Below are 17,264 nucleotides of genomic sequence, written 5' to 3' on the forward strand. Positions count from 1 at the left end.
ATATCAAGCATACCTAATAACAGCCTGACGCTGTTTGACAGAGGCTTTTATTCGTTGGGACTTTTGCACGCCTGGCAACAGGCTCAACCGAACAGTCACTGGCTGCTGCCGTTTAAGAAAGGGACGCAATATGAAGTGGTACGCTCTTTAGGAAAACACGACCAACTAGTGCAGTTAGCCACCACGCCTCAAGCCAGAAAGAAGTGGCCTATGCTACCTGACAATATTGAAGCTCGCTTACTGACGAAGACGATAAAAGGTAAGTCGGTTTCCATTTTGACCTCATTAACTGACCCCTTGCGTTATCCGGGGGCAGAGATAGTGGATTTATATGCCCATCGATGGGAGATAGAAGTGGGCTATCGGGAAGTGAAGCAGCATCTTCTGGAGAGTCGCTTTACGTTACGCAGTCAATTGCCAGAGCTGGTTATCCAAGAATTGTGGGGGGTACTGTTAGCCTATAACCTCATCAGATACAAGATGGTGTTGATGGCTAAGAGCTTACCGTCGTTACATCCGAACCAATTAAGCTTTAGAGATGCATCGAGTTATATCATTTTTAAACTGACTCAGCTGTCATCTCAAATGCCTGGGAATGTTCCGAGAGAGGTCTTGGACATAGTGCGTAATGCGAGGCAGTTCAAGCTTGATGGGAAACGGGATAGAGCCTATCCACGTGCGTTAAAAATGAGTAAAAACAAGTATCCCATTAAGCCTAAGAAAAATGCCGTTCACACTAAGTGAACGGCATTACGCCATCAGTACGTGGTTTTTTTATTTCCTGCCAGTATCATAGGTAAATCTATATGAATAAGACGGAGTGAATATGCTGATTTTGGTTTCACCGGCCAAGACCCTGGATTATGACAACCCTGCGGCGGTATCTGAATACAGCCTGCCACAGTTTCTTGAGCACAGCAGCGAGCTTATTCAGGTTTGCCGGGATCTGACTCCAGCCAATATTGCTTCTTTGATGAAAGTCAGTGACAAAATTGCCGGCTTGAATGCCGCCAGATTCGCCGAGTGGCAACCTGATTTCACCCCGGAGAATGCCAAGCAGGCACTCTATGCCTTCCGTGGTGACGTATACACAGGTCTGGATGCTGACAGCCTTGCTCCGGAAACAGTTGCTCGGGCTCAGCAGCATCTGCGTATTTTGTCAGGTCTCTATGGCCTCTTGAGGCCTCTGGACTTGATGCAAGCCTATCGGCTGGAAATGGGCACCTCCTTGGCCAATCCCAGGGGCAATAACCTGTACGCCTTCTGGGGGGATATCATCACAGATGCCATTAATCAGGCATTGGCTCAGCAAGGGGATGATATTGTAGTGAATTTGGCGTCCAACGAGTACTTCAAGGCGGTTAAAACCAAGCAGGTTGACGGGCGTATCATTACGCCTGTGTTCAAGGACTGTAAAAAAGGTCAGTACAAGGTGATAAGCTTCTATGCCAAGAAGGCCAGAGGCATGATGGCTCGTTACCTATTGGAGCAAGAGGAACAGAGTCTGGAGCGGTTAAGGGCATTCAACAGCGCCGGCTATTATTACAGTGAAGCCGAGTCCAGCACTGATACTCCAGTGTTCCTGCGGGAAGAACAGAGCTGATAGTGTTTTCCTGTATATAAAGATAAGAAAGCCGTTCATTATTGAACGGCTTTCTATATAGAAGGCGGCAGTGATTTATTGTTTGGCAGGCAGTGGCCGCAGTTCCAGTTCAGACTGTGCCATCAAATAGGCGAACTGGGCATAGGCCGCAATGTTTTGTGCCAGCGCCTTGGGATCTATCTTGTCCAGGGTATCGTTGGGGGTATGGTGGTAGTCGAAGTAATCGGTACCATCCTGGCGCAGGGAGGCGACAGGAACGCCACTGGCCGGCAGCATGGAAACATCCGGGCCACCATAGGCGCTGTTGTCACCGGCGGCAACGCCGTTTCGCTGCATCAGCTGGGTCAGTTGCTGTAGTTTGGGCAGCACTTGGTCATTGACCTGAAAGTCAATGCGGTAGATAGGGCCTGCCCCGAAATCGGATTCTGCAGCGATATAGTGTTTATCCAGCTCTGCAGCGTGGGCTTTGGCATAAGCCTTACCACCAACCAAGCCTATCTCTTCGGCCGCATAAAGCACGACACGTACTGTGCGTGCAGGTTTTACAGGTAAATCCTGGATAAGCTTCCCGGCCGCAGTGACAATCGCGACTCCGGCACCGTCATCTATGGCCCCTGTACCTTCATCCCAGGAGTCCAGATGAGCCCCTATCAGCACGATTTCATCTGGCTTGCTGCTGCCGGTGACTTCGGCGATGACGTTATAGGAAATGGCGCTGCCCTTGTTCTCGGGTGACATCTTCAACGTGAGAGTGATATCGGCAGAGCGCTTGAGCATGGCATTGACAAGGTCGGCATCCGGCGCCGACATGGCCGCAGCCGGGATCCGCTTCAAGCCTTCTTCATAGCGCATGGTACCTGTGTGAGCCATACGGTCATGATCTGTACCTATCGAACGGATAACTATTGCCAAGGCTCCTTTACGCGCCGCCTCTATGGCGCCTCTTGAGCGGCCACCTACGCTCTTGCCGTAACCTTTACCTGTCTTGTGGCGCTCGGTTTTCTGATCGATAAAGACAATTTTCCCGGCAACATCATCAGGATTGGCTTCTTTAAGTGCAGCCAGGCTGTCAAAGCGGACTATCTTGGCCGTAATGCCCTCTGCCGGGGTGGCAACGCTGCCGCCTAAGGCCGTGATGACCAGAGGCTGTTGGAAGGGGGCCACTATGCTGGCGCTGGCTTCACCGCGCTCCCACACAGGGACTTCCACCGCTTCCTTATAGACACGGTCAAAACCCAGTGACTGTAGCTTTTTCTCCGCCCAGGCAACCGCCATGGCGTCTTTTGCGCTACCGGCCAGGCGAGGGCCGACTTCCACTGTTAAAGATTCCACAATTTGAAAGCCGAGGTCAGAATCTAGGGCTTTTTGCTGCAATGATTCAGCAAGCAGTTGATTTGTATTGGAAGGAGAGGGGGATTGACAACCAATAAGTGAAGAAATCAACAGTGGGAGTAACAGGGCGGTTCGATAGTTTTTCATGTGTTTCCTTTGTTTTTATTAGGTATGTCCCATTTTTGAAAACAATCTAACAAAAAGTGTGCTTTATGTCCCGACTATCTCCGTAAGGCAAGGCTATATTAGGGACGGAGTTTGTATTAGGAGAATAGGCTCGTCATGAATATTGAGTTGATGCAGCAGCGAGCGGACCATGCCGTCGTATTATTGAAGGCGCTGGCCAATGAGAGGCGTTTATTTATTCTGTGCTATCTCCTGAGTGAGGGAGAGATGTGCGTTGGGGAAATGAACAAGAAACTGGGATTGAGTCAGTCGGCTTTATCTCAGCATCTAGCTTGGTTGCGGAAAGACAATCTGGTGGCAACCCGCAAAGAAGCCCAGACAGTGTACTATTCGCTCAAGAGTGAAGAAGTGCGCGAAATCATCAAGCTGTTGAATAACATCTATTGTCATTGATGTTATTGAATTTCAGATATAAAAAAACCGGCAAATGCCGGTTTTTTTTATGCTGGTATCGAATTAAGCAGCCAGTGCTTTGATACGAGCGTTCAGGCGAGCCTTATGACGGGCAGCCTTGTTCTTGTGGATCAGGCCTTTGGTTGCCATACGGTCAAGAATGGGTTGTGCAACAGCGAAAGCTTCAGTAGCCGCTTTGTGATCGCCAGCTTTGATAGCAGCGATAACTTTTTTCACGTAGGTACGCAACATAGAGCGACGGCTAGCGTTGTGTTGACGACGCTTTTCTGATTGAAGCGCGCGCTTCTTTGCAGTCTTGCTATTAGCCAAGGTGCAACTCCTAAAAACTGGATTTGATACTTTTAAAGGCCGAGGAGAATGCCCGGTTTTCGCCACTTTGTCAATGACAATGATTGAATATCCATCATAAAGATAAATTAATCCAACCTGATTTGGCTATCCTCAACCCAACTCGTGTAAGATGTGGCGCAATTCTACCAGCAATTGCTGGCATGTGACAGAGCTTAAGTGGAATTTTTGAGACTTGTCGCCGTTTATGGCGGCTTGAGTCTTCTGGGGGAATATTTGAGCAAAAAATTGGTACGGTCCGGCGCCATTGTCAGCGTCATGACCTTGATTTCTCGTGTGCTGGGATTAGTACGGGATGTGGTAGTCGCCAACTTGATGGGCGCGGGCAGCAGTGCCGATGTGTTCTTTTTTGCCAACAAGATCCCTAACTTTTTGCGGCGCTTGTTTGCTGAAGGTGCCTTTGCTCAGGCTTTTGTACCTGTATTGACTCAGTATCAGGAGAAAGAGTCCAGCGAAGAGGTCAAACTCTTATTATCAAAGGTTGCCGGTACCTTGGGGTTATTGGTAACAGTAGTGACCCTGATTGGGGTTCTGGCTTCGCCAATATTGACCGCTTTGTTCGGAGCCGGCTGGTTTATGGCCTGGGTCAATGACGAGCCTGACGGTGCCAAGTTTGAACTGGCCTCGTTAATGCTGAAGATCACCTTTCCCTATCTATGGTTTATCACTTTCACCGCCTTGGCCGGCTCGATTCTCAATACCCGGGGCCGCTTTGCCGTTTCAGCCTTTACCCCGGTATTTCTCAATGTTGCCATTATCGCCGCTGCCCTATGGTTGAGCCCCACCCTGGATAAGCCTGAAATAGGTTTGGCCTGGGGGGTGTTCTTTGGTGGTGTGATTCAGTTTTTGTTTCAAATTCCTTTTCTGCTGCAGGAAAAAGCACTGGTCCGGCCCTCATGGGGCTGGAATCATCCGGGAGTGGTCAAAATCCGTACTCTGATGATCCCGGCACTGTTTGGGGTATCTGTATCGCAAATCAACCTGATGCTGGATACCTTTATTGCCAGTTTCCTGGTCACAGGTTCTATCAGTTGGCTCTATTATTCAGACCGTTTGTTGGAGTTTCCGCTGGGATTATTTGGTATTGCCATCGCCACTGTTATTTTACCTGCTCTATCCAAAAACCATGTCAATGCTGAGGGTGAGGGCTTTGGTCGCACCATGGATTGGGGGATTCGTGCCATTATGCTGCTGGGTTTACCGGCCATGATGGGGCTGATTGTATTGGCTCAGCCGATGTTGATGGTGCTTTTTATGCGTGGCGCCTTTAGCATCAGTGACGTGGAAATGGCTTCCTATTCTCTGGTGGCCTACGGCACAGGCTTGTTGAGTTTTATGCTGATCAAGGTGTTGGCGCCCGGATATTATGCCCGTCAGGACACCAAGACACCTGTGCGTTATGGCATCATTGCTATGGTTAGCAACATGGGTTTCAATATTATTTTTGCCGTGCCATTTGGATATGTAGGGCTGGCGATCGCCACTTCTCTGTCTGCTTTACTCAACGCTTCCCTGTTATATCGCGGTTTGCATCTGGCCGGTGTTTATAGAGTCAGCAAACAAACAATCATCTTTTTTATCAAGGCATTACTAGCTACTGTCGTAATGGTGGCCCTGTTGCTCTACTTTTCTCCAGAGCAGGCACAATGGCTTGGCTGGTCGTTTGTTGAGCGAATCAGCCATTTGTTTGCCCTGATCTTAGGTGGCGCTCTGGGGTATTTTATCGCACTGGTGCTGCTTGGGATCCGTCCATGGCGGCTCAAAGCCCGGAACTGAGGGCTGATTCTGCTGCCGAGCTGTTATATAATCCGCCAATTTACGTTTGAGCGGTCGTTGATTTCATGGAACTGATTCGCGGAATACACAATATATTGCCGGCCCATCGCGGTTGTGTGCTGACCATAGGTAACTTCGATGGTGTGCACAGGGGCCATGCCGAAGTGATAGCCAATCTGGTCAAGAAGGCACGTCACTTTGGTTTGCCGGCCACCCTGATGACATTTGAGCCGCAACCGCAGGAACTGTTTCGCGGCCAGGATGCCCCTGCGCGCTTGAGCCTGCTTCGCGACAAGGTCAAGCTGCTTGCTGAACTTGGAATAGACAGGCTTGTGTGTGTCAATTTCAATCAAAAGTTTGCCCAAATGCCGGCCAAGGAGTTTGTCGAAGAGCTGCTGGTGCGTAAACTTGGGGTCAAGTATCTGGTAGTCGGTGACGATTTCTGTTTTGGACGGGCTCGTCAGGGCAATTTTGAGCTGCTTCGCTCTGCCGGTGAACAGCACGGTTTTGCGGTAGTCAGTACCCAAAGCTTTTTGGTTTGTGATCACAGGGTCAGTTCCACCATGGTCAGAGATGCGCTGGCCAAGGGCAATCTTGAGCAGGCCAGACGTTTATTGGGACATCCCTATACTCTCAGTGGTAAGGTGGCCCATGGGAAAAAGCTGGGCCGGACGCTGGGGTTCCCCACTGCCAATATCGCCATGAAGCGCAAGGTGGTTCCTGTGAGGGGCGTATTTGCGGTCAGGCTCTGGTGGGATGGCAGTGAGCAATACGATGGTGTTGCCAATGTGGGGTTTCGACCCACGGTTCAGGGACAAAACTGCCAGTTGGAAGTGCACCTGTTTGACTTTGAAGGTGACCTCTACGGGCGTAAAGTAGAAGTGGAATTAGTGGCCAAGATCCGTGACGAGAAACCGTTCGAGTCCCTTGAGGCACTTAAGAAACAAATAATGAATGACGCTGATGAGGCTCGCGCCTTACTCAGCAATGAAGCAGGCTGAGCTCTCTTAGCTAAATTAATGGTATAGGATCAATGAGCGACTATAAATCAACTTTGAATTTGCCGGAAACCGAGTTTCCGATGCGTGGTAATTTGGCAAATCGCGAGCCAGAGATGTTGAAACGCTGGACCGAGGAGAATCTGTACCAACAGATCCGTGATAGCCGTATTGGCCGCAAGCTGTTCATTCTGCACGATGGCCCTCCATATGCGAATGGCGATATTCATATTGGTCACTCAGTTAACAAGATCCTCAAAGATATTATTATCAAGTCCAAGACCTTGTCAGGATTTGATGCGCCTTACGTGCCAGGTTGGGACTGCCATGGTCTGCCGATTGAACTTAAGGTAGAACAGAAAGTCGGTAAGCCAGGGCAGAAAATCTCTGCTGCCGAGTTTCGTGACGAGTGCCGTAAGTATGCCGCCAAACAGGTGGATGGCCAGCGCAATGACTTTATCCGTCTCGGCGTGCTCGGTGACTGGTTTAAACCTTACCTGACCATGGATTTCAGCACTGAGGCCAACATCATTCGCTCATTGGCCAAAGTGATTGACAACGGCCACCTGCACAAAGGGGTTAAGCCGGTGCATTGGTGTACCGACTGTGGTTCTGCCCTGGCCGAAGCCGAAGTGGAATATGAAGACAAGACTTCACCGGCTATAGACGTGGCTTTTACCGCTGTGGACAAGACTAAAGTTTTGGCCGTTTTCGGGGTTACTGAGTATCAAGCGCCAGTTTCCATGGTTATCTGGACTACCACTCCCTGGACCTTACCTGCCAACCGCGCGCTGTCTCTGAGCCCGGATTTGGACTATGTGCTGGTGGAGATTGAGTCTGAAAAAGGTGCCAGGCAAGCCGTTATTCTGGCGGAAGCCCTGGTGGAAAGCTGTATCGCCCGTTATGGCGTCAAGAGCCATCAGAACCTTGGTCGTGCCAAAGGTGCCGAACTTGAGTTGATGCAGTTCCAGCACCCTTTCTATGATTTCAGTGTGCCGGCGATTCTTGGCGATCATGTGACCACCGAATCCGGTACTGGTGTGGTACACACAGCACCTGGACACGGTCAGGACGACTTTGTGGTTGGCCAGAAGTACGGTCTGGAAGTGGCTAATCCTGTGGGTGATAATGGCGTTTACAAGGCGGATACCCCGCTGTTTGCCGGCAAACACGTGTTCAAGGCCAATGATGAAATTGTGGCGCTGCTGCAGGAAAAAGATGCCTTGCTGCACCGTGAAGCCTATCGTCACAGCTATCCACACTGCTGGCGCCACAAGACTCCTATTATCTTCCGCGCCACACCGCAGTGGTTTATCTCCATGGATAACAAAGGGCTGCGTGCTCAAGCCATGGGTGAAATCGAGCAAACCCAGTGGATCCCTGATTGGGGACAGAGCCGGATTGAAAAGATGGTCGAGAATCGTCCTGACTGGTGTATCTCGCGCCAGCGTACCTGGGGCGTGCCTATCACTCTGTTTGTTCACAAGGAAACCGAAGAGCTGCATCCAGATAGTGTGGCCTTGATGGAGCGTGTTGCTCATCGCATTGAGCAGCAGGGCATTCAAGCCTGGTGGGATCTGGATGAGTCTGAGCTCCTGGGTGAAGATGCGGCTCAGTACCGCAAAGTGACCGACACTCTGGATGTTTGGTATGACTCAGGTTCTACCTTCTCATCAGTGGTTGGTGCCCGCCCTGAATTCCAGGGGCAGGGAATTGACCTCTATCTGGAAGGCTCGGATCAGCACCGTGGTTGGTTCATGTCATCACTGATGATTTCAACCGCCATGAACGGCAAGGCTCCATACAAGCAGGTACTGACTCACGGCTTTACCGTGGATGGCAAGGGCCGCAAGATGTCCAAGTCCATCGGCAACGTGATTGCACCACAGCAGGTAACCAACAAACTGGGCGCCGATATTCTGCGTCTGTGGGTGGCTTCTACCGACTACAGCGGTGAAATGACGGTATCCGATGAGATCCTCAACCGTAGCGCCGATGCTTATCGCCGTATCCGTAACACCGCCCGCTTCCTGTTGGCCAACCTGAGCGGTTTTGAGCCAGAGACAGACATGATCGCCATCGAAGACATGGTGGCGCTGGATCGTTGGGTGGTGCGCCGCGCCGCCAAGCTGCAGGAAGAGTTGTTGGAAGCCTATGATGCCTACAACTTCCACATAGTGACCCAGAAGCTGATGCAGTTCTGCTCGGTTGAATTGGGCAGCTTCTATCTGGATATCATCAAGGACAGGCAGTACACCGCCAAGCGTGATGGTCACGCCCGTCGCAGCTGTCAGTCGGCTCTGTATCTGATTGCCGAAGCCATGGTGCGTTGGGTTGCCCCTATCCTCAGCTTCACTGCCGATGAAATCTGGCAGTTGCTGCCGGGTAAACGTGACGCCTATGTGTTTACTCAGGAATGGTACCAGGGCCTCAAGGCCGTACAGCTGGACTCAGATCTGAGTGATGAATACTGGGCACAGTTGCTGCAGGTTCGTGATGAAGTCAACAAGGCACTGGAGCAGGGCCGCCGCGATAAACTAATCGGCGGCGCGCTGGAAGCCGAGGTAACTCTGTTTGCCGATGCGGCGCTGACCGAAGCTTTGGCCAAACTGGGTGACGAGCTGCGCTTTGTGCTGCTGACCTCCAAGGCTGTGGTTAAGCCGCTTGCCGATGCACCTGCCGATGCCCGTGAAACTGAGCTGGCATCACTTAAGCTCAGCGTCGCCAAGTCTGAAGCGGCCAAGTGTGACCGCTGCTGGCACCACAGAGAAGACGTTGGCCAGATCGCCGAGCATCCACTGCTGTGTGGCCGCTGTGTGACCAATATCGAAGGAGAAGGTGAACAACGCCTGTTCGCCTGAGGATAATAAACATGCCCGCAGACTGGAAACAAAGTGGCCTGCGCTGGTATTGGGTGGCTGTGTTGGCTTTTTTGGCTGACCAGCTGTCCAAACAGTGGGTATTGGGTAACTTCAAGCTGTATGAATCGGTGCAGCTGTTGCCTTTCTTTAATCTGACCTATGTGCGCAACTACGGCGCCGCCTTCAGCTTCCTCAGTGATGCCGGTGGCTGGCAGCGTTGGTTATTTACCGCCGTCGCTGTCGGTTTCAGTGTGTTGCTGACCGTTTGGCTCAGACGGCAATCGGCCGGATTGTGGCGCCTAAACCTGGCTTACACTCTGGTAATAGGCGGCGCGCTGGGAAATCTTGTCGATCGCCTGATGCACGGTTTTGTGGTGGACTTCCTCGATTTCTACTGGAAAACCAGTCACTACCCGGCATTCAATATCGCTGACTCGGCTATCTGTGTTGGCGCAGTCCTGATCATCTGGGATTCATTTTTCGGCGGTGACAAGGCCGCTGCCAAGCAGAATGAAGCCAAGGAGTAACACAGATGTCTGATGTGAAATCCCTCTTGTGTCACCTGAATATACTGCTGGAAGACGGCTCGACCGCCGACAGCACCAAAGCCTCCGGTAAACCCGCCCGGCTCAATATCGGTGACGGTAGTCTGAGCCCGGCGTTTGAGGCTGAGCTTCTTAAGCTGAAAACCGGCGACAATCACAGCTTTACCTTGGCCCCTGCCGATGCTTTCGGCGAGTCCAATCCCGATGCCATTCATCACTTGGATCGCAGCCGATTCCCGGCAGATATGACGCTGGAACCCGGCGTTATCGTCAGTTTCGCCGGCCCTGGCGGCAGTGAAATACCCGGAATTGTCAGGGAGATAGCCGGTGATTCTGTCACAGTGGATCTGAACCATCCGCTGGTGGGCCATCAGGTGACATTTGAACTGGAAGTATTGCAGGAGCTTTGAAATGTCAGTAGCAAAATCTACCGGTCTTAACATATTGCTGGCCAATCCCAGAGGCTTCTGTGCCGGTGTCGATCGGGCCATCAGTATAGTGGAACGGGCGCTGGAACTCTTTTCCCCGCCTATCTATGTGCGCCATGAAGTGGTGCATAACCGTTATGTGGTTGAAGATCTCAAGCAGCGCGGGGCGATTTTTGTCGACGAACTGGATCAGGTACCCGACAACAGCATAGTGATTTTCAGTGCCCATGGGGTGTCGCAGGCGGTGCGCAATGAGGCCAAGCGTCGCGGTCTTAAGGTGTTTGATGCCACCTGTCCTCTGGTGACCAAGGTGCATCTGCAGGTGACCCGCGCCAGTCGTAAGGGGATTGAGTGCATTCTTATCGGTCATGCCGGTCATCCCGAAGTGGAAGGCACCATGGGGCAGTACGATAACCCTGAAGGGGGAGTCTATCTCATTGAGTCTCCGGCCGACGTGGATGCATTGCAGGTGAAAGAGCCGGACAATCTCTGCTTTGTCACCCAAACCACGCTGTCGGTGGATGATACCCTGGATATTATTGCTGCACTGCAGAAGCGGTTCCCTTCGATTGAAGGTCCTCGTAAAGACGATATCTGCTACGCGACCCAAAACCGCCAGGATGCGGTACGTAAGATGGCCCAGGATGTGGACTTGTTGATAGTGGTTGGCTCCAAAAACAGCTCAAACTCCAACAGACTGCGCGAATTGGCGCTCAAGTCTGGCACTCAGGCCTATTTGGTGGATAACGCCGATGATGTTGAGCGGGATTGGTTTGATGGCGTCAGCAAGGTTGCGGTTACTGCAGGGGCTTCTGCTCCTGAGGTGTTGGTGCAGCAGGTGGTTGAGGCCATAGCCAAACTGGCGCCAAGCGTGGTGACCGAAGTGGAAGGGCGCAAGGAAGATACCGTGTTTGCCGTTCCTGTGGAGCTAAGGTAAGAAGCCGCGGATTTATTGCGCTTATATAAGCAAAAAGCATTTTAAGAAGAGGCTATCTAAGCCTCTTTTTTTTATGGAAAAAATACCTCTTATAAGGCTTGAATTTATTAGCGTTCTTTGTTACTGGAGATTTACATTCGACTCAACTATCATTAACAGGTATTATTGTGGTCTTGAGCTAACTATAAGATATTAAAGAACTAATAGGCTGAATTTATTGTCAAAAACATGGCATTGTCTGGAGATTTGACACAGATGAAAAAACGGAGAGAGGGATTCTCTCTGATTGAGGTTATGGTAGCGCTCGTCATTTTGGTGATAGGGCTTATCGGGATATTTAATTTACATATAGTGGCAAAGCGCGCCAGCTTTGAATCATTTCAACAGACTCAGGCGGCATACTTTGCCAACGATATCCTCAATCGGATGAAGCTTAATAACACGGTACTGAATAATTACGACGACGGTTCTCCCTATTCCGGGGGCGGAAGTGCTCCTGCAAAATCCTGCGATGTGGCCCTTGGCGCCACTGTTACCTGTACTGCTGCCGAGACTCTGGCCTGGGATCTTTTCCAATGGCAAGAACTCTTTACCGGCGCCGCTGAAGCCGTGGGCAGCCAGAATGTCGGCGGCCTCGACAGTGCTACCGCTTGTCTGAATGTCAATGGCAGCAATGTCACTATTGTGATGGCATGGCGAGGCATTCAGGAAACCGCCGGCACCGCCTATGAAACGACTGACTGCGGCAGTAGCTTGGGTAAGCGCCGGCGGGTCTTTATCCTCAAGACAGTGATCAATCAAGGTTAAGGCGGTGAGTGTGAAAAATTCAAAGCAGTCGGGTTTTTCTCTGGTAGAACTCATGGTGGCCATGGTCATCAGTCTGTTTCTGGCGCTCGGATTGTTCGCCATGTTCAGTATGTCTGCCACTAATGTTACTACCACAGGGCAGTTCAATCAGTTACAGGAAAATGGCCGTATTGCGTTGGCCATCATGGTGCCGGATCTCAGTCAGGTAGGCTTCTTTGGTGATATGACAGGGACAGATTTCGTGCTGGGTACCAACGCTCGGGTCGATGATGCTGTCGGGACAGATTGTATTGGACAAGGGCTCAACAATGCCACTCTGCCCAATGGCCAACCGGCCCACTTCAGACGTCTTTGGGGGTACGAGGCCGGGGTGAGTGCCGGCTCACTGAGCTGTGTCAATTCAGCGATGACAGGGACTGATGTGATTCAGATTAAACGACTGGTAGGCCCTCCCGGAGCCACCAGTGGTTTTCGGGTGGCAGCAACGGCCAGCCAGGCGGTGTTTTTTAAAGATACAGATCCCGGCCTTGAAAACCAGAGGGTGTGGGAATACCAACACCATGTCTACTTTATTAAAGACAACAACGGCGTGCCGGTTCTGACCCGTAAATCACTCTCTGCCAGCGGAATGAACGTAGACGAGCCCTTGGTCGAGGGTATCGAAAACATGCGTATTCTCTATGGTTTCGACGAGAACGGTGATGACACGGCCGATAGCTTTATGCCGGTACAGAATGTGACGGATCTGATGTGGGACAACCAGTTGTTCCAGCGAATAGTGGCATTGAGAATATTTTTATTGGTGCGTTCGCCCAATGCTGACAATAGTTACACCAATAATGCGACTTACTCACTGGGCGACAAAACCGGCGACAGAGCAATCAGTGGTGGTGGCGATAACTTCCGCCGGAAAGTGGTTTCGACCACAGTGGTACTTGAAAACCCTGTGTTGATTAGGAACTAAGCAGATGAAAATAAGACAACAGCGGGGAGTCGTACTGTTCTTCGCACTTATCCTCTTGATTATTCTGACCCTGATTGGGGTGGCTCTGGCAGTTAACTCCAGTCAGTCGCTGCGTATGGCCGGCGCCGGTGCCGAGCGGGTGGAAGCCAAGGCCTTGGCCGACGGTGGTTTGCAGGCGGTATTGAATGCCAAGAGCCAAGCAGAATTGGCGACAATGACAGCGATAGATACAGGCAACAGCTATTCGGGTGGCACTCAGGTTTTGACGCCTCTGCCATTAAAGAGTGATGGCACTGTGGATGCCAGGAATGTTTCCTGTCAGCGTAGCAGGGATGCCAGCGGTACAGATCTTATCAAGTGCCGAAGAGTGGAGGTTTCCAGCCAGGTTAGGTACGGCCGGGACAACCTCGGGCAACTGACAGTTATCGAAGGAGTTGAGCAGGAAGTGCTTAACGGGAGCGGATCATGAAACTCAAAAAGTGTTTATGCGGTTTGTTGTTTGTGCTGGTTGGCTCTTCCGGGCAAGTCTCGGCCGATGATACAGACCTTTACTTGATCCCGCCGCCAAATCAGGGACGGGCCAAGGTGCTGATTATTTTTGATAATTCGGCATCCATGGGGACAATTGAGCAGGATGTCCCCGGTGGTTATGATCCAGCTAAGGACTATCCCCCAGTAGGTTCTTCTCATTCATATCAAGGAAGGATGATCTACTTTACCGTCGGCTCCGGGATGGATGATAGTTCATTACCTGTGCCGGACAGTCCTTCGGAGTCGAGACGTTTTAATGGGGTGCTTAATGGTTGTGCCGTCGCTAAAGCCGCTTTGGATAAGTATGGCCGTTTTACCGGTTACATCCGTGAATATCGATTTACCGGTCAAGGTAAAGGGACTTGGCAACCTATTAAGGAAAACAGCGGTGCTGAAAAAAACAACCCGGTGGACTGCTGGGAGGATATTGAAGCAGTCAATCCGGGTAATAATGGAGTTACTGTTGATGGTGTTACCTATAGTAGTGGATATCCTCAGAACAATGTTGAATCTGGAGCCGGTAAAAATAAAGTCTATCTTCCATATGGTGGCACAGATGCCAATGCACTGAATAATGCTAAACAGCTAGGTTTTAACCAAGGAGAGCTAGTTACTCTTTATACAGATAATTATCTGCGTTGGTATACCTTACATAAAAACGGCGAGTTGGATGATACTCAGGATCTCAGCCGACTGGATATTGCCAAGACGGCTATCTCCGGGGTAATAAGTTCGATGCCGACGGTCGATTTTGGCCTGGCAGTGTTTAACATGAATTATTCCCGTGAAGGTGATAGGGATGGTGGTCGGATAGTTGCGGGAATAAAGAAGCGAACTTCACCTGAAAAAGACACCCTTATCAGTACGGTTGAAAACCTGCCAGCTGAAACCAACACACCACTATGTGAAACTTTGTTTGAAGCCTACCGGTACTTTAGCGGCGGCCCTATTACTTTTGGACACGATGATCGCGACTACAGTAGCCGCAGTATTAAGTACAAGGCCAACCGGCCTATGTATGATACAACTATCGAGATTAATGGCCGCTATGAATCTCCAATGAGTGTCTGTAGTGATGTAGCCTATATAGTTTATGTAACAGACGGTGTGCCTACCCTGGACGACTCTGCTAACAACAGAATTGTTTCAATAACCAGTGCCTCTGGTGTTTCTTCCGATGGTAACTACAACCCTTTTACCTACGATTATGATCGTTACGGGGCAAAGAAAAGCTATTTACCGGCATTAACTAGTTATATGAACCGCAATGATATTCTGCCCTCGACACAAAAATTTCAAAGAGTGGTAACTCACACCATAGGTTTTGCGCTGGAGGAGGGCTCTGCTGCTGAGCCTTTATTGGTGGAGGCGGCCAGGAGAGGTGGTGGAGAATACCATGCCGCCAATAGCGTGGCTGAATTACAGCAAGCTTTCAGTAGTGTGCTTGACAGTATCACGGACGAAGGACAAAGGTTTTCGGCGCCTGGGGTAGCCTTCAGTAATGCTGACCCAACCCGTACTCTGGACTCTGCCTATTATGCCTTGTTCAGCCCATCTCAAGGGCCCAAGTGGGCCGGTAACCTAAAGAAGTTGAAGGTGAACCCTTCTGGCGTACTGATAGATGCCAACGACAGACCGGCTATCTCAAGTTCGGGTGGTATTGCGGACACGGCTTGTAGTCTATGGAGTAATTGCTCTCCGGACCCTGATGGCAACGATGTACAGGAAGGCGGTGCAGCCAGAACCATAGTACCTGACAGCCGTACTCTCTACAGTAACATCAAGGTAGGTGGCGGCCTGGCGACTCTGAGCAAGAATCAGGCTTCCAGCTATGCCGGTGGTGACCTTGCCTTGTTGACTCATATGAACATGAGTGTAGCCGCCGGTACAGAAAGCTCTGAGCTGGAAAAAGCCTTTGAGTGGATCAGGGGTAAAAATGTCGATAAAGATGAAAACGGCAAATTTACCTCTGACGATTACAACGGGGTTCGCGGCGATATCATGGGTGACCCCATGCACTCGCAACCGCTTGCCATTGACTTTGGTGGCGATGGCAATAGCAATGTGCGCATTTTCGTTGGCACCAACCATGGTATGTTACATGCCTTCAAAGACACGGGTAGCAGTGTTGAAGAGAGTTGGGCCTTTATGCCCTATGAGCTACTCAGTAATGTGCAGGAACTCAGAGATAACAGCTATGCCAATGGTCACAGTGTTTATGGCATAGATGGCTCGCCGGTTTCCTATTTGGAGCGCAACGACTCGGGTGCCATTACCAAGGCTTGGATCTTTTTCGGCATGCGCCGGGGCGGGAGTTCTTACTATGGCTTCGATGTTACCGCCCCGGATTCACCTCGAATGATGTGGCGGATTGACAACAATAGCGCCGGGTTTGCCAATATGGGGCAGACTTGGTCGACACCGGTTGTGACTAAGGTGCCGGGTTCGGATAAACCTGTAGTGATCTTCGGCGGTGGTTACAATCTGGGATATGACGCCAACACAGGCAGCAACTCAGATGGCCGCAATGTGTACTTGGTCGACGCCGAAACCGGAGTACTCAAGCATAGCTTTGGTGTCGGTGGTGGCACAGCGTTGACCGGCATAGAACACAGTATTGCCGGTTCAATAGCCACTCTGGACAGCAACAGCGATGGTGCTACAGACAGGTTATATGCCGCAGACCTTGGTGGTAATGTCTGGCGCATGGATATGCCTTCAGAAAACACCTCCAGTTGGAGTGGCTTCAAGTTTGCCTCTGTGGGCGGCGCGCTGGCATCTTCCGATCGCCGCTTCTTCTATGAGCCTGTGGTAGCCCAGACGGTATTTACCAATGTCACCCGGGTGACGACGACAGATGCCGACGGTAACACCAGTACTACTACGGCATATCAAAACGTACCTTATGATGCCGTCACGCTCGGCAGTGGTAACAGGGCATCACCACTTGATTCTGATACTGAAGATATGTTCTTTGTGCTGCAGGATCGCAACGTGGTGACCAAGACTTTTGGCGGCTCAGGTGCGACTGTGCCCAGCCCGATCACTTTGGCCAACCTTTACAATGTGACATCTGCGGCGCCAAGCAGCGACAGTGAGAATATCGACTTTGGTACCAAGCTGGGCTGGTACTATAACTTCTCTGTCATTGGTGAGAAGAGTCTTTCACCTTCGGCCATCATCAAAGGGCGTGTCTACTTCACCTCCTTTGTTCCTGCTCAGGATACAGCTGAAACCGAGAGTAGTTGCTTAATATCATCAACAGGCCGTTTATATAGCTTCGACCTGCATAAAGGCGGGCGTTACAATTATGAGTTTTTGGAAGTGTGTGAGGATTGTATTCCTCAGCCACCCAAGATCATTACTCCACCCAAAGATCCAGATGACCCCGATAATCCGGACAATCCAGATGCTGCCTTGATTATTGGTCGCGGTGAGTGTGATGAAACCGGTGAAAACTGTTCCGGTACAGTGGCACTGGATACAGGCCTGAGTACCAACAAGATTTATTATCATGTGAATGAGTAGGATAAG

At 50.8% G+C, this 17,264-nt stretch carries 15 protein-coding genes; 13 read left to right on the forward strand and 2 right to left on the reverse strand.

Annotated features, from left to right (window positions below; all coding sequences use genetic code 11):
* The coding region (locus ACMHXI_RS11060) for an IS4 family transposase (protein ID WP_413734924.1) at positions 1–744 on the forward strand (744 nt) is incomplete at its 5' end.
* Positions 745–826: 82 nt separating this feature from the next.
* Complete coding sequence (gene yaaA / locus ACMHXI_RS11065; protein ID WP_096140795.1) at positions 827–1,603, forward strand: peroxide stress protein YaaA; 777 nt, start codon at positions 827–829, stop codon at positions 1,601–1,603.
* Between the two features lie 75 nt (positions 1,604–1,678).
* Here the strand turns inward: yaaA and ACMHXI_RS11070 are convergent, their stop codons facing one another.
* On the reverse strand, positions 1,679–3,082 hold the full coding sequence (locus ACMHXI_RS11070) for a M28 family metallopeptidase (protein ID WP_413734926.1): 1,404 nt from the start codon (positions 3,080–3,082) through the stop codon (positions 1,679–1,681).
* 135 nt (positions 3,083–3,217) lie between these two features.
* On the opposite strand from ACMHXI_RS11070, the gene ACMHXI_RS11075 reads away from it, so the two are divergent.
* Complete coding sequence (locus ACMHXI_RS11075) at positions 3,218–3,514, forward strand: ArsR/SmtB family transcription factor (protein ID WP_025011907.1); 297 nt, start codon at positions 3,218–3,220, stop codon at positions 3,512–3,514.
* 63 nt (positions 3,515–3,577) lie between these two features.
* Here ACMHXI_RS11075 and rpsT read toward each other — a convergent pair whose 3' ends face one another.
* Positions 3,578–3,844, reverse strand: a complete 267-nt coding sequence (rpsT, locus tag ACMHXI_RS11080; RefSeq protein ID WP_025011908.1) for a 30S ribosomal protein S20 — start codon at positions 3,842–3,844, stop codon at positions 3,578–3,580.
* Between the two features lie 255 nt (positions 3,845–4,099).
* Here rpsT and murJ point away from each other — a divergent pair, with 255 nt between their 5' ends.
* From murJ to ACMHXI_RS11130, 10 genes are all read left to right on the forward strand, one after another.
* Positions 4,100–5,659, forward strand: coding sequence for a murein biosynthesis integral membrane protein MurJ (gene murJ, locus ACMHXI_RS11085; protein ID WP_101059508.1), 1,560 nt, complete (start codon positions 4,100–4,102; stop codon positions 5,657–5,659).
* A 65-nt stretch (positions 5,660–5,724) separates the two neighbouring features.
* On the forward strand, positions 5,725–6,660 hold the full coding sequence (gene ribF / locus ACMHXI_RS11090; protein ID WP_115390055.1) for a bifunctional riboflavin kinase/FAD synthetase: 936 nt from the start codon (positions 5,725–5,727) through the stop codon (positions 6,658–6,660).
* Positions 6,661–6,692: 32 nt separating this feature from the next.
* Entirely contained in the window at positions 6,693–9,518 is a 2,826-nt protein-coding gene (gene ileS / locus ACMHXI_RS11095; protein WP_208184959.1) for an isoleucine--tRNA ligase, read from the forward strand.
* An 11-nt stretch (positions 9,519–9,529) separates the two neighbouring features.
* On the forward strand, positions 9,530–10,045 hold the full coding sequence (gene lspA / locus ACMHXI_RS11100; RefSeq protein WP_025011911.1) for a signal peptidase II: 516 nt from the start codon (positions 9,530–9,532) through the stop codon (positions 10,043–10,045).
* A 5-nt stretch (positions 10,046–10,050) separates the two neighbouring features.
* Positions 10,051–10,473: an FKBP-type peptidyl-prolyl cis-trans isomerase gene (gene fkpB, locus ACMHXI_RS11105; RefSeq protein ID WP_208142965.1), complete on the forward strand. Its 423-nt coding sequence runs from the start codon at positions 10,051–10,053 to the stop codon at positions 10,471–10,473.
* A gap of 1 nt (position 10,474) precedes the next feature.
* Positions 10,475–11,428, forward strand: a complete 954-nt coding sequence (ispH, locus tag ACMHXI_RS11110; protein WP_025011913.1) for a 4-hydroxy-3-methylbut-2-enyl diphosphate reductase — start codon at positions 10,475–10,477, stop codon at positions 11,426–11,428.
* A gap of 255 nt (positions 11,429–11,683) precedes the next feature.
* A complete protein-coding gene (gene pilV, locus ACMHXI_RS11115) occupies positions 11,684–12,235 on the forward strand; it encodes a type IV pilus modification protein PilV (RefSeq protein ID WP_115390057.1) in 552 nt (183 codons plus the stop codon).
* Between the two features lie 4 nt (positions 12,236–12,239).
* Positions 12,240–13,199, forward strand: a complete 960-nt coding sequence (locus ACMHXI_RS11120) for a PilW family protein (protein ID WP_025011915.1) — start codon at positions 12,240–12,242, stop codon at positions 13,197–13,199.
* A 10-nt stretch (positions 13,200–13,209) separates the two neighbouring features.
* The gene (locus ACMHXI_RS11125; protein ID WP_044735902.1) at positions 13,210–13,668 is read left to right on the forward strand and encodes a PilX N-terminal domain-containing pilus assembly protein; all 459 of its coding nucleotides are present in this window, start codon (positions 13,210–13,212) and stop codon (positions 13,666–13,668) included.
* A complete protein-coding gene (locus ACMHXI_RS11130; protein ID WP_062793895.1) occupies positions 13,665–17,258 on the forward strand; it encodes a pilus assembly protein in 3,594 nt (1,197 codons plus the stop codon). The genes ACMHXI_RS11125 and ACMHXI_RS11130 overlap by 4 nt, the downstream gene beginning before the upstream one ends.
* Positions 17,259–17,264: the final 6 nt, after the last annotated feature.

Origin of the sequence: Shewanella sp. BJSY2023SW005, assembly GCF_047314585.1 — a bacterium.
GTDB lineage: Bacteria > Pseudomonadota > Gammaproteobacteria > Enterobacterales > Shewanellaceae > Shewanella > Shewanella algae.